This window comes from Glycomyces salinus, from assembly GCF_016428645.1.
Classification (GTDB): Bacteria; Actinomycetota; Actinomycetes; order Mycobacteriales; family Micromonosporaceae; genus Glycomyces; species Glycomyces salinus.
The window spans coordinates 15,353-36,491 of the sequence record NZ_JAELXW010000012.1 but is presented as its reverse complement, the minus strand read 5'-3'; the positions used below and the strand labels follow the sequence as shown (position 1 = coordinate 36,491).

20 protein-coding genes and 2 pseudogenes are annotated in these 21,139 nt (G+C 72.3%); 14 read left to right on the top strand and 8 right to left on the bottom strand.

The genetic code is table 11. The annotated features are described in order from the left end of the window. Positions 1–18: 18 nt before the first annotated feature. Entirely contained in the window at positions 19–1,116 is a 1,098-nt protein-coding gene (locus JFB92_RS05190; RefSeq protein WP_199035558.1) for a Gfo/Idh/MocA family protein, read from the bottom strand. Between the two features lie 107 nt (positions 1,117–1,223). Between JFB92_RS05190 and JFB92_RS05185 the strand changes: the two genes are divergently transcribed. From JFB92_RS05185 to JFB92_RS05170, 4 genes are all read left to right on the top strand, one after another. Further along, positions 1,224–2,414, top strand: coding sequence for an ROK family transcriptional regulator (locus JFB92_RS05185; protein WP_233162359.1), 1,191 nt, complete (start codon positions 1,224–1,226; stop codon positions 2,412–2,414). Between the two features lie 62 nt (positions 2,415–2,476). After that, positions 2,477–3,019: a maleylpyruvate isomerase family mycothiol-dependent enzyme gene (locus JFB92_RS05180; protein WP_199035557.1), complete on the top strand. Its 543-nt coding sequence runs from the start codon at positions 2,477–2,479 to the stop codon at positions 3,017–3,019. A 26-nt stretch (positions 3,020–3,045) separates the two neighbouring features. Next, positions 3,046–3,582 carry a maleylpyruvate isomerase family mycothiol-dependent enzyme gene (locus JFB92_RS05175; RefSeq protein WP_199035556.1) on the top strand — a complete coding sequence of 179 codons (537 nt, stop codon included), beginning with the start codon at positions 3,046–3,048 and terminating at the stop codon, positions 3,580–3,582. Continuing rightward, positions 3,579–3,971, top strand: coding sequence for an NUDIX domain-containing protein (locus JFB92_RS05170; protein WP_199035554.1), 393 nt, complete (start codon positions 3,579–3,581; stop codon positions 3,969–3,971). Before JFB92_RS05175 ends, JFB92_RS05170 begins: the two co-directional genes overlap by 4 nt. Before the next feature lie 748 nt (positions 3,972–4,719). Here JFB92_RS05170 and JFB92_RS05165 read toward each other — a convergent pair. The 4 genes from JFB92_RS05165 to JFB92_RS05150 form a co-directional block, all read right to left on the bottom strand. After that, the gene (locus JFB92_RS05165) at positions 4,720–5,175 is read right to left on the bottom strand and encodes a hypothetical protein (protein WP_199035552.1); all 456 of its coding nucleotides are present in this window, start codon (positions 5,173–5,175) and stop codon (positions 4,720–4,722) included. 381 nt (positions 5,176–5,556) lie between these two features. Continuing rightward, positions 5,557–6,189, bottom strand: a complete 633-nt coding sequence (locus JFB92_RS05160) for a GNAT family N-acetyltransferase (protein WP_199035550.1) — start codon at positions 6,187–6,189, stop codon at positions 5,557–5,559. Next, positions 6,186–7,694, bottom strand: a complete 1,509-nt coding sequence (locus JFB92_RS05155) for an APC family permease (RefSeq protein ID WP_199035549.1) — start codon at positions 7,692–7,694, stop codon at positions 6,186–6,188. The genes JFB92_RS05160 and JFB92_RS05155 overlap by 4 nt, the downstream gene beginning before the upstream one ends. A gap of 54 nt (positions 7,695–7,748) precedes the next feature. Then, positions 7,749–8,447, bottom strand: coding sequence for a GOLPH3/VPS74 family protein (locus JFB92_RS05150; RefSeq protein WP_199035548.1), 699 nt, complete (start codon positions 8,445–8,447; stop codon positions 7,749–7,751). Between the two features lie 689 nt (positions 8,448–9,136). Between JFB92_RS05150 and JFB92_RS26015 the strand changes: the two genes are divergently transcribed. The 3 genes from JFB92_RS26015 to pcaD are packed head-to-tail and all read left to right on the top strand — an operon-like array spanning position 9,137 to position 10,204. Then, entirely contained in the window at positions 9,137–9,265 is a 129-nt protein-coding gene (locus JFB92_RS26015; RefSeq protein ID WP_269847800.1) for a hypothetical protein, read from the top strand. Continuing rightward, positions 9,258–9,449 carry a hypothetical protein gene (locus tag JFB92_RS05145; protein ID WP_199035547.1) on the top strand — a complete coding sequence of 64 codons (192 nt, stop codon included), beginning with the start codon at positions 9,258–9,260 and terminating at the stop codon, positions 9,447–9,449. The genes JFB92_RS26015 and JFB92_RS05145 overlap by 8 nt, the downstream gene beginning before the upstream one ends. Further along, positions 9,446–10,204, top strand: coding sequence for a 3-oxoadipate enol-lactonase (gene pcaD, locus JFB92_RS05140; protein ID WP_199035546.1), 759 nt, complete (start codon positions 9,446–9,448; stop codon positions 10,202–10,204). The genes JFB92_RS05145 and pcaD overlap by 4 nt, the downstream gene beginning before the upstream one ends. Before the next feature lie 156 nt (positions 10,205–10,360). Here the strand turns inward: pcaD and JFB92_RS05135 are convergent, their stop codons facing one another. Beyond that, a complete protein-coding gene (locus JFB92_RS05135; protein WP_199035540.1) occupies positions 10,361–10,840 on the bottom strand; it encodes a DUF1269 domain-containing protein in 480 nt (159 codons plus the stop codon). Between the two features lie 135 nt (positions 10,841–10,975). Continuing rightward, entirely contained in the window at positions 10,976–11,839 is an 864-nt protein-coding gene (locus tag JFB92_RS05130) for an alpha/beta fold hydrolase (protein ID WP_199035538.1), read from the bottom strand. A gap of 102 nt (positions 11,840–11,941) precedes the next feature. On the opposite strand from JFB92_RS05130, the gene JFB92_RS05125 reads away from it, so the two are divergent. From JFB92_RS05125 to JFB92_RS05100, 7 genes and pseudogenes are all read left to right on the top strand, one after another. Next, a complete protein-coding gene (locus JFB92_RS05125; RefSeq protein ID WP_199035537.1) occupies positions 11,942–13,900 on the top strand; it encodes an AfsR/SARP family transcriptional regulator in 1,959 nt (652 codons plus the stop codon). A gap of 128 nt (positions 13,901–14,028) precedes the next feature. Next, positions 14,029–14,616: pseudogene (locus JFB92_RS05120) on the top strand (lytic polysaccharide monooxygenase auxiliary activity family 9 protein); the annotation flags it as partial. Continuing rightward, on the top strand, positions 14,602–14,865 hold the full coding sequence (locus tag JFB92_RS27210; RefSeq protein ID WP_504778701.1) for a carbohydrate-binding protein: 264 nt from the start codon (positions 14,602–14,604) through the stop codon (positions 14,863–14,865). The pseudogene JFB92_RS05120 and the gene JFB92_RS27210, both read left to right, overlap by 15 nt. Before the next feature lie 147 nt (positions 14,866–15,012). Continuing rightward, the gene (locus JFB92_RS05115) at positions 15,013–16,497 is read left to right on the top strand and encodes an ABC transporter substrate-binding protein (protein ID WP_199035533.1); all 1,485 of its coding nucleotides are present in this window, start codon (positions 15,013–15,015) and stop codon (positions 16,495–16,497) included. Between the two features lie 6 nt (positions 16,498–16,503). Then, on the top strand, positions 16,504–18,237 hold the full coding sequence (locus JFB92_RS05110; RefSeq protein WP_199035531.1) for an ABC transporter permease subunit: 1,734 nt from the start codon (positions 16,504–16,506) through the stop codon (positions 18,235–18,237). Then, positions 18,234–19,634, top strand: a complete 1,401-nt coding sequence (locus JFB92_RS05105; RefSeq protein ID WP_199035530.1) for an ATP-binding cassette domain-containing protein — start codon at positions 18,234–18,236, stop codon at positions 19,632–19,634. The genes JFB92_RS05110 and JFB92_RS05105 overlap by 4 nt, the downstream gene beginning before the upstream one ends. Positions 19,635–19,737: 103 nt before the next feature. Beyond that, positions 19,738–20,367 carry a PaaI family thioesterase gene (locus tag JFB92_RS05100; protein ID WP_199035529.1) on the top strand — a complete coding sequence of 210 codons (630 nt, stop codon included), beginning with the start codon at positions 19,738–19,740 and terminating at the stop codon, positions 20,365–20,367. Positions 20,368–20,448: 81 nt separating this feature from the next. On the opposite strand, the pseudogene JFB92_RS26820 reads toward JFB92_RS05100, so the two are convergent. Continuing rightward, positions 20,449–20,709, bottom strand: a pseudogene (locus JFB92_RS26820) (DUF2218 domain-containing protein); the annotation flags it as partial. Positions 20,710–21,139 lie beyond the last annotated feature (430 nt).

Genomic DNA, 21,139 nt, shown 5'->3' with positions numbered 1-21,139 from the left:
TCAGCACCGTCGATTCGGTCACTGGGCCACCTCCACCCACTGGCGGTTCCGGGCCGAGGCGGCGACGGCCTCGGCGATGCGGGCGGCGCGCAGTCCGTCGGCGAAGACCGGTAGCCCGTCGGGGGCGCGTCCGGCGACGGCCTCGCCGACGTCGGCGACGAAGTCGTCGAAGCATTCCCGGTAGCCCTGGGGGTGCCCGGCCGGGACATGGGCGAGGCGGGCCGCGTCGGGGCTGAGGTGGTCGGGGTCGCGCATGACCACGGCGTTGGCGCCTCGGCCGCCGACCCACAGGGTCTCGGGCTGCTCCTGGTCGAAGGCGACGGTGTTCTCGGTGCCGGAGACTTCGAGGTAGAGGCGGTTCTTGCGTCCGGCGGAGACCTGGCTGACGACGGTGGAGCCCACCATGCCTCCGGCGGTGGCGAACTGGAGGATCACGATGTCCTCGGTGGACACGGCGCGGCCGCCGCGGCGCTCGTTGGCGGTGGCCAGTTGGGCCGAGACGGCGCTGATGCGGTCGCCGGTGACGAATTCGAGCAGGTCGCACCAGTGGGATCCGATGTCGCCGAAGGCCCGCAGGGCCCCGCCCTTGTCGGCGTCGACCCGCCAGTTGTCGTCGTCGGGCCGCAGCAGCCAGTCCTGGAGGTAGGAGCCGTGGGCGAGGGTGAGGCGGCCGATCCGGCCGGCGGCGACGCGGGCGCGGGCCTCGCGGACCATCGGGTGGAAGCGGTAGACGAAGGGGACGGCGGCGACCACTCCGGCCGCGGCGGCGGCCTCGGTCATGGTCTGGGCCGAGGCGGCGTCGACCGCCAGCGGCTTCTCGCACACCACGTGCTTTCCGGCTTCGATCGCGGCCAGCGCCAGGGGCGCGTGGAGGTGGTTGGGGGTGCACACGTGGACGACGTCGGCGGCCTCGATCAGCTCGGCGACGTCGTCGAAGACCGCGTCGGCCCGGAGCGAGGCGGCGGCGGCGCGGGCGCGCTCGGGGCTGGATCCGGAGATCCCGGCGACCTGCCCTCCGGCGGCGGCGATGGCGCGGGCGTGGACCCTTCCCATGAAGCCGGTGCCGATGATGGCGGCGCGGTACGTCGTCGGCCTGCTGATTGTGACTGGAGCCATACGGTGAGCCTAGGGCGGACTTATGACATCGAGCAAGCAAAAGTTGTGCGTCGTTATGAAATAGTTACGTCATCTCGACGTCGCAGAAGGTGTGATTCACTAGCAGAATGACGGAAGATACGGCCGCAACGCACCGACCGGCGGCTCCGACCGGGGCCGGCCCGCTGCTCCAGCTGCTGCGCGACGGCACGCCCCGTACCCGGTCGGAGCTCGCCGCCCTCACCGGCCTGGCCCGCTCGACCGTGGCCGGTCGGGTCGACGCGCTCCTGGCGGCCGGGCTCATCGCCCCATCCGGCGAGACGGCCTCGACCGGCGGCAGGCCCCCGGCGACGTTCGCGTTCAACCCGCACGCGCGCATCGCCCTCGGCGCCGACCTGGGCGCGACCCACGCCCGGTTGGCGATCACCGACCTGGCCGGGACCGTGCTGGCCCAGACCAACGCCGACCTCGACATCGCCCTGGGCCCGGAGGCGGTCCTGGACTGGGTGGTCGACCACGGCCACAAGCTGCTCGACGAGGTCGAGCGGCCCGCGTCGGACCTGCTCGGGGTCGGTATCGGCCTGCCCGGGCCGGTCGAGCACTCCACCGGGAAGGCCGTGAACCCGCCGATCATGCCCGGTTGGGACGGCTTCGACGTGCCCGCGTACGTGCGCGAGCGGTGGCCGGTGCCGGTCCTGGTCGACAACGACGTCAACATCATGGCCCTCGGCGAGCACTTCACCTCCTGGTCCGAGGCAGAGCACCTGCTGTTCATCAAGGCCGCCACCGGCATCGGCTGCGGCATCATCGCCTCCGGGCGCGTCTACCGGGGCGCCCAGGGCGCGGCCGGGGACATGGGGCACATCAAGGTCGCCGGTTCCGAGGAGGCGCTGTGCCGCTGCGGCAACACCGGCTGCCTGGAGGCCGTGGCCTCCGGCGCGGCCATCGCGGCGCGGCTGAGCGAGCGGGGCATCGAGGCGCACGGCTCGCTCGACGTGGTCGAACTGGCGCGCTCGGGCTCGGTTCCGGCCCTCAGGCTCATCCGCCAGGCCGGCCGCGACATCGGCGAGGTCCTGGCCGGGGCGGTCAACTTCTTCAACCCGTCGGTCATCGTGATCGGCGGCTCCCTGGCCCTGGCCGGGGACCACCTCCTGGCGGGCGTCCGAGAGGTCATCTATCAGCGATCGCTCCCCTTGGCCACCAGGCATCTGCGCATCGCCGCAGCCCGCACCGGGGAGACCGGCGGCGCGGTCGGGGCCGGCGTCATGGTCATCGAACACGCCCTCGACCCCGACCGCCTGGACCTCCTGCTGCGCTAGCGGCGAGCGGCCGCCTGGCGCCGGACCTTCCTGTGCGGCTGGAAGATGGCTAGGATGCGGCCATGACCACTCAACGAGCCGAGCTGCTGCGGGTGCTCCGCGTCGCCACGGGACGGCTGATCACCGCCACCGCGCGGCTGACCGACGCCGAGGCACGCGAACCCTCACTGCTGCCGGGCTGGAGCCGCGGGCACGTCCTGACCCACGTCGCGCGGAACGCCGACGCCATGCGGAACCTGCTCTCCTGGGCTCGTGACCGCATCGAGACCCCCGCCTACGTGCGCGCCGACGTCCGCGACGCCGAGATCGAGGCCGGGGCCGGCCGCTCGGTCGACGACCTGCGCGACGACGTGGCCGAGAGCGCCGAGGCGTTCGCCGCCGACGCCGAGATGCTCACCGACGCCGCCTGGCGCACCGAGGTCCGGGTCTTGGACGGCCCGCTCTTCCGCGCCGAGCTGCTGCTGCCCCGGCGGCTGACCGAGATCGAACTGCACCACACCGACCTGGGCGTGGGCTACGGCGCCGCCGACTGGATGCCGGAGTTCGCCGCGCTGGACCTGCCCGAGCCGATGCGGTCGTGGAGGGACGAGCGCCGGGGCTGGTGAGCCCGAACGGGGACTACGATTCGGGAGTGGATACCGAACGCGCCCGAATCATGGAATGCATCGACGAGGCGACCGACCGCCTGATCGCGACGGTCGACTCCCTGAGCGACGAGCAGGTCCACGAGCCCTCGCTGCTGGAGGGCTGGACCCGCGGTCACGTGGCCACGCACGTCGCGCGCTCCGGCGACGCGCTGTCCAACATGCTCATATGGCTCCGCACCGGCCGGGGCGTCCCCGGCTATCCGAGCGTCGAGGTGCGCGAGGCCGAGATCGAGGCCGGAGCCGGCCGGACCGGCCGCGAGCTCGTGGCCGACATCGCCGAGTCGGCCTCGGTCCTCACCGGTGAGATCGCGGCCAACGAGGACTGGGAGACGCTGATCGAGACCCCCACGGGAGTCCAGATCCCGGCGGTCGAGATCCCGTCCCGCCGCCTGGTCGAGGTCGAACTGCACCACACGGACCTGGGGCTGGGCTACACCCCGGAGCACTGGACCGACCTGTTCGCGTCCATCGACCTGGGCGAGCCGATGCGCACCTGGAGGGCCGATAGGCTCGACCGGTGAGCGAACTGCAAGCCGTCGTCGCGGTCATCCGGCGCGGCGAGAAGATCCTGATCATCAAGCGCGGCCCCGAATCCCGCAGGCAGGGCTACTGGGGACCGCTGTCGGGCACTGTGGAACCCGGTGAGACGCAGGCCGAGGCGCTGGTGCGGGAGATCCGCGAAGAGGTCGGCCTGGAGGCCCGGGCGGGACGCAAGGTCTGGGAGTCGGTCACCGACGACGGCCGGTACGTGCTGCACTGGTGGACCGCCGAATCCGAGACCGGCGAGCCGGAGCCCGACCTCCACGAGGTCAGCGAGGCCCGCTGGGTCACGTTGGCCGAGTACTTCGAACTGGAGCCGATCTTCTCCGGCGACAACGAGTTCTTCGAGCGAGTCCTCCCGAGTCTCTGACCTCGGAGCGGTGCCGCCGCGAGGTCGTCGGCGGCGTCGAGGATGCCGCCGGGCCGCCCGATGGACATCATCACCGCTCGCGACTCGTCGCTCGCCTGGACGTAGGGGCCGAGATCGGGGAACATCCGAGTGAAGCGGTCGGCCCGTGCCTGGAGCGGACCGGGTCCGTGCTGGGCCTCGGCCAGCCGGGAGGCCCCGAGCCCGAGGACTCCGGCCGCCCCGACGCCGACGCCCCCGAGGAACACCCGCCGCGAGAACTGCGCTCGGGCCCGTTCGCGTCGCCGTCTGGTCGAGTGCATTCTGTGGTGTGCGGACATGGCCGCCTGCCTCTCGTCATTCGAGGGAGCTTGCACATGGCACGAGGGCACTGGCACCAGGAGGTCCGAGGCGGCGCGCCCGACGAGAGCGCCCGCGACAGCAGATTGTATTTACTGCCATCAATAGACTATTTCCGATATGCCATCATGACAAGAGGTCAGACCGACAAATTTCAGTCCCGATAAGACATTCCCGCCCCAACCGACACCCTCCGCACCAGCCGGCGGAACCGCCCCTACTGACGTGCTCGTTTCAATCTCGAGTGGCGGCCTGGGTTCTCCCGGTTTGTCCTCGATCATGGGAGGTGGCGCCGGGCCGGGGGTCTGACTGAGCTGATGCGGCAGGCCGGGCGCGAGAGCGCCCCCTCCCGTGCGGCGTGGACCGACACGGGAACGGGCGCTCTTTCGCTCGGGCTTCTGAGGTTCCGAGATCAGGTGCGCCCGCCGTCACCCCAGTGACAGACTGCATAAGGATCCTTCGAGTCGCACACATAGAGTTTCACCGACAACCCTTCCGGGTAGGCCAGGTTGTGCCCGAGGCAGGTGCTGGTGCCCCTGCTCTCGAGTGTCCTCTTCGGGTAGCCGTAGACGTGCAGGTCCACTTGGGTTCGAGCGCCGTTCGGGTAGTAGTCACAGATCACGAGCCACTCGCCGTAGGCTTGGAAGGTCGCGCTGAAGGACTGCCCTTCCGAGTTCCAACACCTGGCCCAGGAGTCGTATCCGCCTGTGTCCTCTGCGGAAGGGTACGAGTCGTCGTCGCAAGGCAGGATTAGAGCGCCGACGTCCCCGTCGGTGGGGTCTCCTGGCTCGGCCGCAGCGTACAGCGGCCCGGAGAATGCGAACAACATGACCGTCGCGGCGAACACGACGAGGAGCCGTTTTCTCATCGACTACTCCCTTGCTGAGATTTCCTTGGTCTCCCTCAGCATGGACGACCCCGGCACGCCGACCGCACGTCCGAGGCACGACCTCGGCACGGCGTACCTCGACAAGGCGGATCCGTAGGCACGGCACGCTCGCCTGGATCGGTCCCGGTATGCCGTGGGTCATCCGAAAGGAGGTCGACGGCCGCCGCCTTCACGGCGCCCCATCCTGGACGCCCCTGCCCAAGCCCATGCCCGAAGAATGGGACCGGTCGGCCGCTTGGAAGGCTTCTTCCGGGGGCTAGGAGGATGCCGAGGAGGCGTGGGCGCAGAACGCGGCGAGCAGGGCCTGGAGGATCCACGTTTTGGCCCCGGCACGGCCTCGCGGCCGTGCCGGGGCGGAGGTCAGCGGCACATGTCCGCGAGCGGACGCCGCCACATCGGGAACATCGACGGTCCGCCGGGGAGCTTGAGCTCCTGTTCGGACCGTTCGAAGCCGTGCTGGCCGTACCAGGCCGTCAGGCGGTCGTTGGCCGCCTCCAGGTATCCGGCGACCCCGGCCTTGTCGAGCCGGTCCAGCCCCAGGCGCAGCAGCACCGAGCCGATGCCCTGTCGCTGGCTGGACGGGTCGACCGCGCAGAACAGCAGGTGGTGGTGCGGCGAGTCGACCGGATCGGGATGGTGGCTCTCGAAGGCCGCGTCGAGCGCCTCGAACCGCGGCAGGTGGGGCCCGCACAGTTCTTTCAGGCGCCGGTCGTAGTCGTCGGCCGGCGCGACCGACCGCTTGGTGTTGTCGTGCCACACGGCGACTCCGACGGGGTGTCCGGTGTCGTCGAGGACCGCGTCGACATGGCCTTGCCCGTTCAGGGCCGGGGCCACGAGCATCTCGAACTGCCCGGCCATGATCCGGAACCGCTCGGCCTTGTCGTCGGGAACGAGCCATTCGGCCACCGTGAGGGTGTTGAAGGCGGCCGCTACGCGCTCGGCGACGGTGCGCGCCGAGCCGGTGTACCCGCTCTGGATGATCACGCTGCTCACCGCACCGCCTCCTGGACGGGTTCGGGCTCGGCCGCGCCCTCCTCGATCGCGGCCCGCGGGCCGTCGCCGATGCGGCGGTACAGCTCGGGCCGGGACGAGCGCAGGATCAGGCCCCACACGACGCCGATCACCGCGACGGCGGCGTAGATGGACAGGACCGCCGTCGGCAGCGGCGAGTCGGGGCCGACGCCGAGCAGGTCGGGGAAGGACACGACGGCCATCGTGGTGACCCCCAGCAGGATCAGCGTGGACAGCACCGGGGCCCAGCGGCTGCTCCAGGCGGTCTCGCCGCGTCCGTCGCGGGCGAAGAACGCGACCACGGCCGCCGAGGCGAGGGTGACCAGCATCAGGATGCCGAAGCCGCCGGAGGTGCCGAACAGGTAGAACAGGTCGACCAGCGGGTCGAGGTCGGCGACGGCGTAGACGACGAGCACGATCAGCGCGACCGCCGACTGGACCAGGGAGGACCGGGCCGGCGCCCCGGTGCTGGGCGAGGTGCGCCCCAGCGACCTCGGCAGGACGTTCTCGCGCCCCAGCGCGAAGGCGTACCGGGCGACGGTGTTGTGGAAGGAGATGGCCGCCGCCACGACGCTGGTCACCAGCAGGACCTCGGCGGTGGTGGCCACGGTCGGCCCCATCTGCTCGGCGACGAGCCCGAAGAAGACGCCGATGTCGGCCTCGCGGGCGGCGGCGACGATCTGGTCGGAGCCGACCGCGACGGTCATCGACCAGGCGGCGATCGTGTAGAGCACGGCCAGGATGAGGATGGCCAGCACGGTCGCGATCCGCACGGTGCGGCGCGGGTTCTTGGACTCCTCGGCGTAGACGGTCGGCATCTCGATCCCGATCATGCCCAGGAAGCCCAGGACCAGCAGCGCGCCGGCCCCCGAGGCGACCAGGAGGGTCGGGTCGAGTGCGTCGAGGCTGAACCCGCCCTCGGCCGGGTGGCCGAGGTTGGAGGCGCTGAAGATGACGATGATGGCCATCTCGGCGGCCAGCAGGACGGCCAGGAACTTGCTGTTGAGGTCGACCGCGCGGGTGCCGAGGACGGCCACCAGCGCCCAGAGCGCCAGCGCCGGAACCCACCAGGGCGCGGCCCAGCCGGTCGCCGATTCGATCAGCGGCGCGGCCGCCTGCCCGAGCAGGCCGTAAAGGCCGATGGACAGTCCGGTGTAGGCGACCAGGGCGATCAGGGAGGCCGTGACGCCGACGACCGGCGACAGGCCCTTGGCGGCGAAGGCGTAGAACGCCCCGGCGTTGGAGATGTGGCGGGCCATGGTCGTGTAGCCGATGGAGAACAGCACCAGGATGGCGCCCATGACGGCGAAGGCCACCGGGATGCCGAGCTGCCCGGTGAGGGCCCAGCCGGTGACGGTGACCCCGGCGATCACGGTCAGCGGCGTGGCCGCGGTCAGCGAGAAGTGAAGCAGGCCCATGACGCCGAGTCGGTCGGCGGCGAGGCGGTCGGCGATGGAGCCGACCATGGGTTGTGGGGTGACGGACACAGAGAAGTCCCTTCTTGTTCCGATCAATCGTTTGGGATGGGAGGGGGGATCGGTTCACGGACGTCCGGTCATGGCGGCCTCGCCGATGAGGACTCCCAGGTGGCCCAGGAGTCTTCGGACGGCGGGGTCCAGACCGGCGGCGACCGCCTCGATGCGGCGGCGGCCGGTGTCGGTGTCGGCCAGGCGCTGCCCGAAGCCCATATGGGAGAGCAGGCCGGTGAGGAAGGCGTCGCGCCCGGTCGGGGCGTCGAGCTCTTCGCGGTTGAGGGTCTGGTGGATTCTGGCCAGCGGCCAAGCGGCCGCGGTGGGGTCGACGGGCATGTAGGCCGTGCGGCGGCCGAGCAGGCCCTGGCGTTCGATGTCGATCAGGCCGCGGGAGGCCATGCGCTCGGTGACGCGGGCGAAGATTCCTCCGGTGCCCATGCCCTGCTCGGTGAGGTACTGGAGCCAGGTCTTGACCGGCTGCGGGGTGTGCTCGGCCTTGACCGCCTCCCAGACCTCGAGCGTCAGGACCGTGGAGGGCGGCTGCGCGGTATAGGACATGACCAGCAGGTCTTCGACGATCTGGACGCGGGCGAAGGCGAGCAGCTGCCCGACCAGGCAGGCCGAGAGGCCGAGGCCGATGATGCCGGGCCTCGACATCGGTCTCCAGGTCATCTGGTCGAGGCTGCACAGTACGAGCTCGTCGGCGAGCTCGAGCGCCGCCGCCCGCTGCGCAGGGCTGCCCAGGGGTGATTCGTGGGGTGGATTCATGGACTTCAATCGAGTGGGTTGCTGTTCTCGGGGTATGTGCGCTGTGTCGCAGAGTGGCCTACTGTGTACAGCTAACCGCCCGTTGTCGGTCTTGGCAACCCCTCGAGCCAAAGAAATCCGCATGTGCGTTTTGCCGCACGATCGTTTTAACGGTATTAGACCTCGTAGTCGCCATAGGGCAGGCCCACGTAGTTTTCGGCGAGCGCAGTGGACTGTGACCGGTACTACACCACGTGGTCGAGCTTGGCACGCTGGAGACGGCGGCGCTGTCGACGATCGCTTCACCGCGGGTGGGCTCCAGGAGTCCGGCCACGCACCGAAGCAGCGTCGCCTTCCCGCGGTCCGCGGGCACCACCAGGCAGAACAATCCTTCCTCGGCGACCTCGAAGACGAGCGACGCAATTGCAGTGAAGATCCCGGTATCGGTTGAATAGTCCTTACCGAGATCATTGGCTTTCAGCACCATGGAGTCTTATCTCCACATCTTATGATACTGATTCAGGATGCTTCGGTCGAAAAGATGGAACATTGCAGCCAGGGCCCCTCCGAGCAGGCCCAGCAGGAGCGCGCCGCTCCACATGGCCGGGACGCGGTAGCTCGTCTGGAAGACCGTGGGCCAATGCGCCACCGGCTACCGTTAGGACATCGTCCTGCGCGGACCGGACCCTGTTCGAGGAGGTGGACGACTGATGGCGGAACAGGAACTCACTCCAGCCCAGACCGTGGGCCCCTTCTTCGGCTTCGCACTGCCCGACGGCGGCCTGCGGTTCGACATCCGCCCGCAAGGGCCGCAGGAGAACGTGTTCTTCGATGTCTGAACTGTTCGTCGCCGTCTTCGCGCGAGGCAGGACCGCCGAGGCGGTCTCGGACGCGGCATGGATTGAGGCGATGCTGCGCGCCGAGGCCGCCTCGGCCCATGCCGCCGCCTGGCTGCGCGAGTCCCTCGAGAACCTGAACATCCACCCAGAAGCGATGGAACGCAACCTCAGGGAGGCTGAATGATTCCCAGTTACAGCATCACCGGCTCCGGCTACCCGGTGGTCCTGGTCAATTCGCTCGGGACCGTCCGCGAGATGTGGGGTCCGCAGGTCGAACCGCTGTCCAAGCGGTTCCAGGTGGTCCGCTTCGACGCCCGCGGCCACGGCCCCACCCCGGCCCCGCTCGGCGAATGGACCGTCGACGACCTCGCCGGCGACATCACCGACCTGCTCGACGGCCTCGGCATCGAACGCGCCCACGTCGTCGGCGTCTCCCTGGGCGGGGCGACGGCCATGCGCCTGGCGGTCCGCGACCCGGACCGGGTCGACCGGCTCGTGCTCGCTTCGGCCGCACCGAGATTCGGCACGCCCGACGCCTGGCGTGAACGCGCCGCGACCGTGCTCGACTCCGGCACCGCCGCCATCAGCGGGGCCACCATGGACCGCTGGTTCAGCCCCGGCTTCCAGGCCGAGCGTCCAAAGGTGGTCGCGCAGTTCCGCGAGGCGTTCGACGCCTGCGACGCGCGCGGCTACGCCGCCTGCTGCGGGGTTCTCGAACGGCTCGACCTGAGCGACCAGGTCGACAGGATCGCCGCACCGACCCTCGTGGTCGGCGGCTCCGACGACCCGTCCACGACCGCCGCCGACGCCCGGGCCCTGGCCGCCCGCGTCCCCGGTGCCCGGCTCAAGCTCTACGAGGGAGCCCGGCACCTGCTGACCGCAGAGGCCGCCGAGGCGTTCAACGTCGACCTGATCGACTTCCTCGATGAGGGCGCATGAGCGATCGCCTGGTGGCCGAGTTGCGCGAGTCGGCCTCGATCACGTAGATGGGCCGGGTGCTGCCGGCGACCGCGGCCCGCATCGAGGCGGATCTGGCGGATGGGTCGCTGACCGGCCGGTCACGCGGCCTGGAGGACTATCGCGATCCCCGGGCCGCTACTCGGCGAAGGCTTGGCGGAGCTTGGCCTCCTGGTCGGGGCTGAGGCTGGCCGAGACCAGCTCGCCGTCGGCGAAGGCGTCCTTGAGCCGGTCGCCCACTTCGTTCTCCGAGAGCAGGAACAGCGCCGAGGTGCCGGGCGCGACCTCCTTGCCGACCCGCTCGATGAAGTCGGCCTCGATACCGACGTGGGCGAAGTGGCCGGCGACGCCGCCGAAGACGGCCCCGGCCGCCGCGCCGATGAGCGGCATGAAGAACAGGATGCCGAACAGCAGCCCCCACAGCGCGCCCCAGGACACCCCGGCCCCGGTGAGGTTGGCCAGCTGGCGGGTGCGGGGCTTCTTCGCGTCCGGTGGCCAGGAGACGGTGGCCGCGTCCAGGACGGTGATCAACTCCTTCTTGCTGAAGTCGATGAGCCGACGCTCGGAGCGGTCTGCCGCTTCCGGGTCCTTGAATCTCCATACGCTGAGCGTGGCCAAGCTCCATCCCCAATCCGACTGGTGGCGATCATGTGAAGCTTTCCAGAACCCCGACCGGCCCCGCATCGGCGGGTCGGGGCGAACACCGGCACCCCCCGCTGCGCTGGTGGAGAACCTCCGCCTTCCGGCGGCGGGTCAGACCGGCAGGGCCCGCAGCACCTCGGCGACCTGTGCCGGGGCCTCCTCGGCCATGAAGTGCCCGGCGGTGGTGGTCCGGTGGTCGAGGTCGGGCGCCCAGGAGCGCCACAGGGACTCGGCGTCGAAGCCGAGGACCGCGCCCCAGTCCTGCTGGACGACGGTCACCGGCATCTTCAGGTGGTTCCCGGCAGCGCGGTCGGCCCGGTCCAGTTCGAGGTCGACGCCGGCCGAGGCGCGGTAGTCGGCCGCGATGGAGGGCACCGCCTCGCGGCCGGCCCGAAGGTAGGCCGCCCGGACCTCGGGCGGAATCGCGGCCGGGTCCTTGGTCCAGGTGTCGAGGAAGTATCCGAAGAACTCGTCGGCGCAGGCGGCGATCATCCGCTCGGGCAGGCCGGGCGGCTGGGCCATCAGGTACAGGTGGAAGGCGACCGCCGCGTCGGCTCCGCGCAGGACCGACCACATGTCCAGCGTGGGCAGCGTGTCGAGGACGGCCAGGCCGGTGACGGCTCCCGGATGGTCGAGCCCGGCCCGGAAGGCGACCAGTGCGCCCCGGTCGTGCCCGGCGAGCGCGAACCGCTCGAATCCGAGCCGCCGGGCCACTTCGACGATGTCGCGGGCCATGGTGCGCTTGGAGTAGGTCTCGGCTCCGGCCGCGGGCTTGTCGCTGTCGCCGTAGCCGCGCAGGTCCGGGCAGATCACGGTGCGGTCCGCGGCGAGGTCGGCGGCGACGTGTCTCCACATCAGGTGGGTCTGCGGGAAGCCGTGCAGCAGCACGATCGGGTCGCCCGAGCCGCCGACGGCGACGTTGAGCGAGGTGGCGCCGTCCACGGGGACGCGCCGGTACTCGAAGCCCTGAATCATCGTTTCTCCTTCGCTGTGGTTCGACCGGTCGAGTCTGTCCGGGGCCGATGAGCATCCGATGAGCGCGCTATCGTGACAGGCTCTCAACTGGAGGCGGGAGCAGTGGGACGGATCGAGTTCGGCATCCTCGGCCCGGTCGCGGCCTGGACCGGGGCGCGCGAGCCGCTGGACCTGAAGGGTCCGCGGCACCGGGCCCTGCTGGCCAGGCTGCTGATCGCGCGCGGCCGGGTGGTGCCGGTCGACGTCCTGGTCGGCGACCTGTGGGCCGAGCCGGCATCCGGGGCCCTGGCGTCCGTGCGGACCTTCGTCGCGGCGCTGCGGCGCGCCCTCGAACCCGACCGGAGGCCCCGGAGCCCGGCCCGGCTGCTGGTCACCGACGGGCCCGGGTACGCGCTGCGCGCCGAGGCGGACGCCGTCGACGCCTGGAGGTTCGAGGACGCCCTGGCAGCGGCGGCCGCGGCGGCCCCGCGGCGCGCGCTCGACCTGCTCGAACCGGCCCTGCGGTCCTGGCGGGGACCGGCGCTCGCCGGACTGGAGGACGAGTGGTGGGCCGCCGGCGAACGGGCGCGGCTGGAGGAGCTGCGTCTGGGCGGCGTCGAACGGCGGGCCGAGGCGCTGCTCGCCCTGGACCGGCCCGCCGAGGTCGTGGCCGACCTGGAGGCCCACGCCGCCCAGCATCCCTGGCGGGAGGAGGCGTGGCGTCTCCTGGCGCTCGCGCTGCTGCGCGGCGGCAGGCAGGCCGAGGCCCTGGAGGTGGCGCGCCGGGCCTCCGACACGCTGCGGGACCGGCTCGGTCTCGATCCCGGGCCGGGGCTCCGGCGACTGGAGGCCGACCTGCTGCGGCGGACCGGACCGGCCGATCAGTCCACTGAGGTCGACAGGGTGTGGGCCGAGGCCAGCGACGCCTACGACCGCATCGTGACCGGCGGGTCGCGCTCCCGCCTGGAGTCGACGGTCGGGCTGCTTCGCAGCGCGGCCGTCACCGGCGCGGCCGGCCTGGAGGCGGGTCGCGGGCAGCGGCTCAAGGCGATCGAGGCGGCCGAGCGACTCGGCGACCCGGTGCTGACCGCGCGCGTGATCGGCGGTTTCGACGTGCCGGCGAACTGGACCCGGTCCGACGACCCGGCGCTGTCGGCGCGAGTGGTGGCCGCCGCCGAGCGCGCCCTGGCCGGGCTCGGGGACGGCGCGGGCGAGGCGGTCCGCGCCCGGCTTCTGGCGACGGTCGCCGTGGAGTCGCGCGGCACCGGGGAGCGGCGGGCGCGCGAGGCCGCCCTGGAGGCCGAGCGGCTGGCCCGGGGCCTGGGCGACGCGGCGCTGCTGGCGTTCGCGCTCAACGGCCGCTTCATGCAGTCGTTCGGCCGGACCGGTCTGGCGGGCGAGCGCGATGCGATCGGCGTCGAACTGGTCGCGCTGTCGCGGCGGCACGACCTGCCGAACCACGAGATCCTCGGCCGCCTGGTGCGGGTCCAGGCGCTGAGCGCGCTGGCCGACTTCGCGGCCGCCGACGCCGAGGCCGAGGCCGCGGACCGCCTGGCCGAGGAGCACGAGCGCCCGCTGGTCGGGGTGTTCACCGGCTGGTACCGGGCGATGCGCTTCGCGGCCCGCGGAGGGCCGGTAGCGGAGTCCGAGGGCCGCTACCGGGACGCGGCTGCGGCGCTGGCGGCGGCGGGGATGCCGGGGGTCGAGAGCGGTCTGCTGCCGCTGGCGCTGCTGTGCCTGCGGGTCTGGCGCGGCGAGCCGGTCGGGTTCGACGACCGGACCGACTGGGGCCCTTACGGGCCGTGGGTGCGGCCAATGATCCTGCTCGGACGGGGCCGGCGGAATGAGGCGGGCGAGGCGCTGCGGCGCGTCCCCGCTCCCCCGCACGGGCTCGTGGCCGAGGCCCTGTGGTGCCTGACCGCGCGTGCCGCTGCCGACCTGGGCGACGCCGAGGCGGCGGCGCGGACCCGCGCCGCGCTGGAACCGGCCGCCGCCGAGCTCGCGGCGGGGACCGGCATGCTCACCGCCGGTCCCGTGGCCGACTATCTGAGTGACCCGCGGACCCGCCCGTTATATCGATAATGTTAAATCCACTGGTCAAGCTGTTATGCCGGGAAGCTCCGCGCAGGACCACTATAGGCGAATTATTAGGAAAGTCTCTTGTGTGATAGACAGGTTCACGACTGACCCACGATCGACTGGAGCGATCCATGAGACGTTCACGCAAGATCGCCCTCGCCCTCAGCGGCGCGGGCGCACTGGCCATCGCGGCCACCGCAACCGCCATCGCCTGGGGACACGGCTACGCCGCCGACCCACCGAGCCGCTCGGCCCTGTGCGCCGACGGCGCGGTGTCCGACTGCGGCGCCATCTCCTATGAGCCCCAGAGCGTCGAAGGCCCCCAGGGCTTCCCCGAGGCCGGCCCCGCCGACGGCGAGATCTGCGCCGGCGGCAACCAACGCTTCGCCGAGCTCGACGACCCGCGCGGCGGCCAGTGGCCCGCCACCGAGGTCTCCGGCGGCGACCGCACCTTCAGTTGGACGATGACCGCCCCGCACTCCACGGCGTCGTTCGAGTACTACATCACCACCGACGGCTGGGACCCCGCCCAGCCCCTCACCCGCGCCGCGCTGGAGGCCGAGCCGTTCTTCGTCGACCACATGCACGGCGCGCAACCCGACCACGAGATGTCCCACTCCGTGCCGCTCCCCGACCGGAGCGGGCGGCACCTGATCCTCGGCGTGTGGACCATCGCCGACACCACCAACGCCTTCTACTCCTGCATGGACGTCGACTTCGGCGGCGGGGGCGGGGGCCCCGAACCCACCGAGGAGCCCTCGGACACCCCGTCCGAGGAGCCTTCGGACGCGCCCACGGACGAACCCGAGGGCTGCGAGGCGGCCGCATGGGACTCCTCGGCGACCTATGTGGCCGGTGACGCCGTCACCCACGGCGGCACCGCCTACACCGCGAAGTGGTGGACCCGGGCCGAGGAGCCCGGCACCACCGGCGTATGGGGCGTCTGGGAGGCCGCGGGATCCTGCTGACCCGCAACCGATCCCACACCCCATACGGGGGCGGGCGGCGTACAGGGAATGTGACCTGTAACAAGCAGTCGCCACTCGGAAATGAACACGGTTTTCATTTCGGTAGTGTGCCGTTCGCACCCCGCGCTCTCGTCCCCAGGAGGCCCCGTGCCCATCTCCCGCCGCTCGATCATCACCGCCGCCTCGGCCGCGCCCCTGCTCGGCCTCGCCGCCTGCTTCTCCGAATCCGGGGACGGCGCCGACGCGTCCGGGCGCATCCGGGTCGCCCACATGCAGCCGCCCCGCTCGGGCCTGACGCCGCTGTCCGACGACGCCTTCAAGCTCTCACGCTGGTCGTGCGCCGAGACGCTCGTCGTCCTCGACGAGGAGGGCAACGCGCTGCCGTCCCTGGCCACCGAATGGACCCAGGACGGCGCGAGCTGGACGTTCACCGTCCGGGAGGGCGTGGTCTTCCACGACGGGACCGACCTGACCGCCGAAGCGGTCGTGAACTCCCTGAGCGTCGCCGCCGCGGCCTCCCCCAAGCCGCGCATCCTCGACGGCGTCGACCTGACCGTGGAGGCCGACGGGAACACGGTCACGGTCACCACCGGCGAGGCCGACCCGCTGCTGCCGCAGCGCCTGTCCTCGCCCCAGCTCTCCATCCTGGCCGAAGCCGCCTACGAGGGCGACATCGTCGACCCGGTCGGGACGTGCACCGGCGCGTTCGTGCTCACCGCGGTCGACTCCACCGTCTCGGCCACCCTGGACCGCAACGAGGACTGGTGGGGCGGCGAGGTCGCCTCCGCCGGGATCGACGCGGCCTTCGTCCCCGACGGGACGGCCCGCGCGGGCAGGCTCCGCTCCGGCGAGTCCGACATCGTCGAGGCCGTCCCGGTCTCCCAGGCCGGGCTGCTGGAGCCCGACCAGATCACCGAGGTGCCGATGCCGCGCACCTGCACGCTGTACCTGAACTGCTCGGACGGGCCGTTCGCCGAGCCGGGCGTCCGCGCCGCCGCCCGCGAGGCGATCGACGCCGCCGAACTCGTGGAGGGCGTCTACGACAACCGGGCCGACCTCGCCGAGGGCCTGCTCGGCCCGGCCGTCCCGTGGGCCTCCCGCCGCGAGGGCCGCACCGAGCCGACCGCCGCGGGCTCGGCCGAGGGCGTCTCGATCACCTTGGGCACCTTCACCGACCGGGCCGAGCTGCCCGAGGTCGCCCAGGTCCTCCAGCAGCAGCTCCAAGACGCCGGGTTCACCGTCGAGCTGGACATCCGCGAGTACACCAACATCGAAGCCGACGCCCTCGACGGCGCCTTCGACGCGTTCCTGCTCTCGCGCGCCACGGTCCTGGACTCCGGCGACCCGGTGGCGTACATGCAGTCCGACTTCGGCTCCGGCGGCTCGTTCAACCTCTCCCAGTTCGGCGACGACGGCGTGGACGCCGCCCTCGACGAGGCCGCGCAGACGCCTCCCGGCCCCGAGCGCCAGACGGCGATCCTGGCCGCCGAGACCGCGATCCTCAACGCCGACGCGGCGATCCCGCTGCTGCACGAGCGCGTCATCCAGGGCGACGCGACCGACGTGGTCGGCTCGATCAAGGACCCGCGCGAGCGCGAACTGGTCGGCCCCGACACGCATCTGGCCGAGTAGCGGCCCGTGAAGTCGGCCATCGCCCGCGCGGTCACGCTGATCGCGCTCCTGACCGCCGTCGGGCTCCTGCCGTGGCTCTCGCGCAACGACCCGGCGCTGACGGTCCTGCGCGCCCAGTCCGCCGAGCGCGAGCCCACCCCCGAGGCGCTCCAGTCGATCCGAGACGACCTCGGGCTCTCCGACGGCCCGCTCGTCCTCCTCGGGCGGTGGGCCTCGGGGCTGGTGCGCGGCGATCTGGGCATCTCGTGGGTCTCCGGGGGCGAGGTGGGGCCCTCGGTCGCCGCCGGGCTGGCCACCTCGTTGACGCTCATGGGCGCCGCGTTGCTCGTCGCGCTGGCTCTGGCGGCCGCGCTGTGCGCGCCGACGCTGGTGCGCGGGGCGCGCGGGACGCTGCCGGAGGGCCGGCCGGGCGGGGCCGTCGGCGCGGTCCTGGTCGCGCTGCCGGAGTTCCTGCTGGCGACGGTGGGCCTGATCGTGTTCGGCGTGTGGCTCGGATGGCTGCCGACCTCCGGGTGGGCCGGGCCCGAGAACCTGGTGCTGCCCGCGTTCGCGCTGGGCGTCCCGGCCGGGGCGCTGCTGGGCAGGCTGACCGGCGACGCGCTTCCGGCCGCGTTCGGCGAGCGGTGGGTGGGCCTGTGGCGCACCGCCGGGGTCTCCGAGCGCCGCATCGCCTTCGGTGTGCTGCGGCGGGCGCTGCCGACACTGCTGCCGCAGCTGGGCCTGGTGGCCGTGGCACTGGTGGGCGGGGCGGTCGCGGTCGAGTCGATCTTCGGGATTCCCGGCATCGGCCGGACCACGCTCGGCGCGGCCGCATCGCAGGATCTGCCGATGTTGCAGGGCAGCGTGCTGGCGCTTCTGTTCCTGGGGCTGGGCGCGGGAGCGCTGGCGAACCTGGTGCGGCGGCGCATGCTCGGATCGGGGCTGCGGGACGAGGCGCTGAGCCTGCCCGCGCCCGCGGCCGGACCGGCCGCGGGGCGGCAGTTCGTCGTCCCGGCGGCGATGGCGGTGCTGCTGGTCGCCGTCATCGCCTGGGGCCTGTTCCGGGATCCGCTCACTGTGGACGTGACCGCGAAGCTGCTCGGGCCGTCCTGGACGCATCCGCTGGGCACCGACTCGCTGGGCCGCGACGTGCTCGCCCGGCTCGGGCACGGCGCTGCCAGCACCGTCGGCACGGCGATGGCCGTGTGCGCGTTCGGGTTCGTGCTCGCACTCGCGTTGAGCCTGGTTCCGCGGGCGGCCGTGGGCGTCGCCGACATCGCCAACGCGCTCCCGCCGGTCCTGGCGGGCATCCTGGTCGCGGCCGTGATCGGCCCCGGCACGGCCGGTGCGGCGATCGCGACCGCGCTGCTGTCGTGGCCGAGCCTGACCGCGCACGCCTCGGCGCTCACGCAGGAGGCTCGGGCGGCGGGGTATCTGACCGCGCAGCGCGCGCTGGGGGCGAGCCGGTCGTGGATCCTGTTCCGGCACGTGCTGCCGGAGGTGGTCGGGCCGCTGGCCCGGCACGCGGTGCTGCGGCTGCCCGGCACCGCGCTGGCCATCGCCTCGCTCGGGTTCCTCGGGCTCGGGACGCAGCCGCCCGCGCCCGAGTGGGGGCTGCTGCTGGACGAGTCGCGGGCCTATGTGGAGACCGCTCCGGCCGCCGCGCTCGCCCCGGCGGTGGCCTTGGCCGCGCTCGCGGCGCTGGCGGTGTCCGCGGCCGGTCTCGTCCGGGCGCCGAGCAGGAAGCGGGTGGCGTTGTGAGCGAACCGGTGCTGTCGTTGCGGGACCTGCGGGTCGCCGTGCAGGGCTTCGAGGCCGTGCGCGGCGTCTCGTTCGCGGTCGAGCCCGGGGAGGTCGTGGCGCTGGTGGGCGGTTCGGGGGCCGGGAAGTCCCTGACGGCCAAGGCGGTGCTGGGGCTGCTGCCGCACCGGTCCGAGACCGGCGGCGCCGTCCGCGTCGCCGACGGCGCGGGCCTGGGCTATGTCCCGCAGGAGGCGCTGACGGTGCTCAGCCCGGTCCACCGGGTCGGCGACCAGATCGCGGCCGCGATCGCCTCGGTGCGCGGCCTCGGGCGGGCCGAGTCGCGCCGAGAGGCCGTGTCGGCGCTGGAGGCGGTCGGCGTGCCGGAGCCGGAGCGGCGGGCCCGGGAGTTCCCCCACCAGTTCTCCGGCGGGATGCGCCAGCGGGCGGTGATCGCGATGGCCACGGTGGGCGCGCCGGGGCTGATCATCGCGGACGAGCCGACGGCCGCCCTGGACGCGGGCACGCAGCGCCAGATCATGGACCTGCTCAAGGATCGGTGCGACCGGACCGGTGCGGCGCTGCTGCTGATCACCCACGATCCGGTGGTCGTCGGCGAGTACGCCGACCGGGTGCTCACGATGGCGGGCGGGCGCCTGGTCGAGTCGCGCGCGCCGCTCGCGGCGGTGCCGAAACCGCGCCGGGCCCTCGGCGAGGCCGCGCCCGTGCTCGAGGTCGAGGACCTGGTCGTCGCCTACGGTTCACATCGCGCGGTCGACGGGGTGTCCTTCTCGATCCGGACCGGGGAGACGCTCGCGCTGGTCGGCGAGTCCGGTTCGGGCAAGTCCTCCACGGCGAGCGCGGTCCTTCAGCTGCGGCGGCCCGAGGGCGGCTCGGTGCGGTTCGAGGGCCGCGAGCTGACCGGCCTGGGCGAGCGGGAGCTGCGGCGGGTCCGTCCCCGCATCCAGCCGGTGCTCCAGGACCCGTACGGGTCGCTGAGTCCGCGGCTGACCGCCGCGCGGGCGGTGGCCGAACCGCTGCGGGTGCAGGGCCGGTGGGACGGCCGGGCCGGTCCGGCGCGGGTCGCGGAGCTGCTGGAGCTGGTCGGCCTCGGAACCGAGCTCGGACAACGATATCCGCACGAGTTGTCGGGCGGGCAGTGCCAGCGGGTCAACATCGCCCGCGCCCTGGCCGGCGATCCGGGGCTGCTGGTGCTGGACGAGCCGACCTCGGCCCTGGACGCCGACCTCCGCGACGGCGTCATCGAACTGCTCGTCGACCTCCAGGAGCGGCTCGGCCTGGCCTATCTGTTCATCTGCCACGACCCGCGGCTGGTCCAGTCGTTCGCCCACCGCGTGGCGGTCATGGAGGCCGGAGCCATCGCCTACGTCCACCATCCGGCGCACGAGCGGACCTGACGGGCGGGGCGGTCGCGGGCGCGGCGCCGGGAGTGAGAGCCTTCGGTAAAGTTACTCACCGGTACCCTTCGCGGGCGCCGACCGTGATGCAGAGGAGGACCGCATGACCGACGAGCAGCGCGAGGCCGTGGCCGCGCTCGGGAATCAGGTGCGGCGGTTGAACGAGGCGGCGGTGCGGGCCGTCGCCGCGCCGGAGGAGCTGCGGCGCCTGGCCGACCGGGCCGGGGAGCTGGCCGCCGAGCTGGAGAAGGAGCAGCGCCCTCTCGGCGTGCTCTCCGATCTCGACGACCTGGCGTCCGGATCGCGCGCCTTCAGCCCGGTGACCGGGGACGGGAACCCCGTCGCGCCGCCGGTGCCGATGGAGCGCATCGACAACGGCGCCCGGGGGCGCTTCACGCTGGGCGCGGCCCACGAGGGCCCGCCGGGCTTCGCGCACGGCGGGGTGACCGCCATGATCCTCGACGAGTTCATGGGCTGGACCGCTGGGCACACGGGCAATCCGGCGATGACGGTCGGGCTCCAGCTGTCCTACTCCCAGCCGGTGCCGCTCGGCGTCCCGCTGGCGGTCGAGGCCGTCCTGACCGGGAGGAAGGGCCGCACCATCCTGGTCCAGGGCAGGATCGCCGCCGAGGCCGACCAGGAGGCGCCCATGGTCGAGGCCGAGGGAACGTTCATCGAACTCGAGCCGGACCACATCCGCTCGCTGTTCCCCGGCCTCACGCACCTCCTGTAGGGCCGCTTCGGATCCGGCCCAGCCCATGCGGCCCACGTCATGGGGCTCGGCCGCCGCGCGCGCTAAATGCCAGCGGACCCGCAGGTTGTCGTCGTGGCCGAGCCGTTCGAGGTAGACGCCGAGGGCGTCCCGGAGGCTGCCGAGCGAGGGGCCGTCGTCGGCGCTGACCAGTAGGGACAGCTCCTCCGGGCCGTAGTTGAGCAGGCCCTCGCCCCGGCCGAAGGTCAACCGGTAGCCGCCCGGCAGCGACTCGACCGCGACCTTCTGGCCGAGGCGTTCGGCGAGCTGGTCGGCGTAGCGGGCGGCCCGATGCGTGGCGATCCTGGCCGTGGAGACCAGCATCGTGCCGCGCTCGCCGCGAATCGACGCGCCTTCGATCATTCCCGTCCTCCCTGTGTACGTTGCGAGTTGGTGTTCACGATGTGCCGGTGCGGCGCCCGGCCGGGGCGGCTCCCGCGAGGAGTCTCCGCGACTCGGGGCCGGGTATCCGATGCGCGCCTTGTTCATCCCATGAGGACAGTACACACGCCGAATCCCCGACGACCGCCGTCCGCCGACTCCTCGAATGAGCGAACGGTGCGCGAGGCGACGGCGACGCAGAGCAGCGCGGAATAACCGGTCGGCGAGCTCGCCCGCCCGATTGCAAAGGGGCTCGATCAGCAGATTAAGCGGGAACCCGGAGGTTTGTCAATGACGACAACAAATATTTGCCTCCGTGACCGGAGAGCGGGTTCCGAGCGCGGAGGCCCCGGCGCCGGGCCGCATCGGCCCG

What these genes read in the sequence shown, in the direction of transcription:
- JFB92_RS05190 (WP_199035558.1), bottom strand. Translation starts at nt 1,116, where the DNA reads ATGGCTCCAGTCACAATCAGCAGGCCGACGACGTACCGCGCCGCCATC.
- JFB92_RS05185 (WP_233162359.1), top strand. Translation starts at nt 1,224, where the DNA reads ATGACGGAAGATACGGCCGCAACGCACCGACCGGCGGCTCCGACCGGG.
- JFB92_RS05180 (WP_199035557.1), top strand. Translation starts at nt 2,477, where the DNA reads ATGACCACTCAACGAGCCGAGCTGCTGCGGGTGCTCCGCGTCGCCACG.
- JFB92_RS05165 (WP_199035552.1), bottom strand. Translation starts at nt 5,175, where the DNA reads ATGAGAAAACGGCTCCTCGTCGTGTTCGCCGCGACGGTCATGTTGTTC.
- JFB92_RS05150 (WP_199035548.1), bottom strand. Translation starts at nt 8,447, where the DNA reads ATGAATCCACCCCACGAATCACCCCTGGGCAGCCCTGCGCAGCGGGCG.
- JFB92_RS26015 (WP_269847800.1), top strand. Translation starts at nt 9,137, where the DNA reads ATGGCGGAACAGGAACTCACTCCAGCCCAGACCGTGGGCCCCTTCTTC.
- JFB92_RS05145 (WP_199035547.1), top strand. Translation starts at nt 9,258, where the DNA reads ATGTCTGAACTGTTCGTCGCCGTCTTCGCGCGAGGCAGGACCGCCGAG.
- pcaD (WP_199035546.1), top strand. Translation starts at nt 9,446, where the DNA reads ATGATTCCCAGTTACAGCATCACCGGCTCCGGCTACCCGGTGGTCCTG.
- JFB92_RS05130 (WP_199035538.1), bottom strand. Translation starts at nt 11,839, where the DNA reads ATGATTCAGGGCTTCGAGTACCGGCGCGTCCCCGTGGACGGCGCCACC.
- JFB92_RS27210 (WP_504778701.1), top strand. Translation starts at nt 14,602, where the DNA reads ATGGACGTCGACTTCGGCGGCGGGGGCGGGGGCCCCGAACCCACCGAG.
- JFB92_RS05100 (WP_199035529.1), top strand. Translation starts at nt 19,738, where the DNA reads ATGACCGACGAGCAGCGCGAGGCCGTGGCCGCGCTCGGGAATCAGGTG.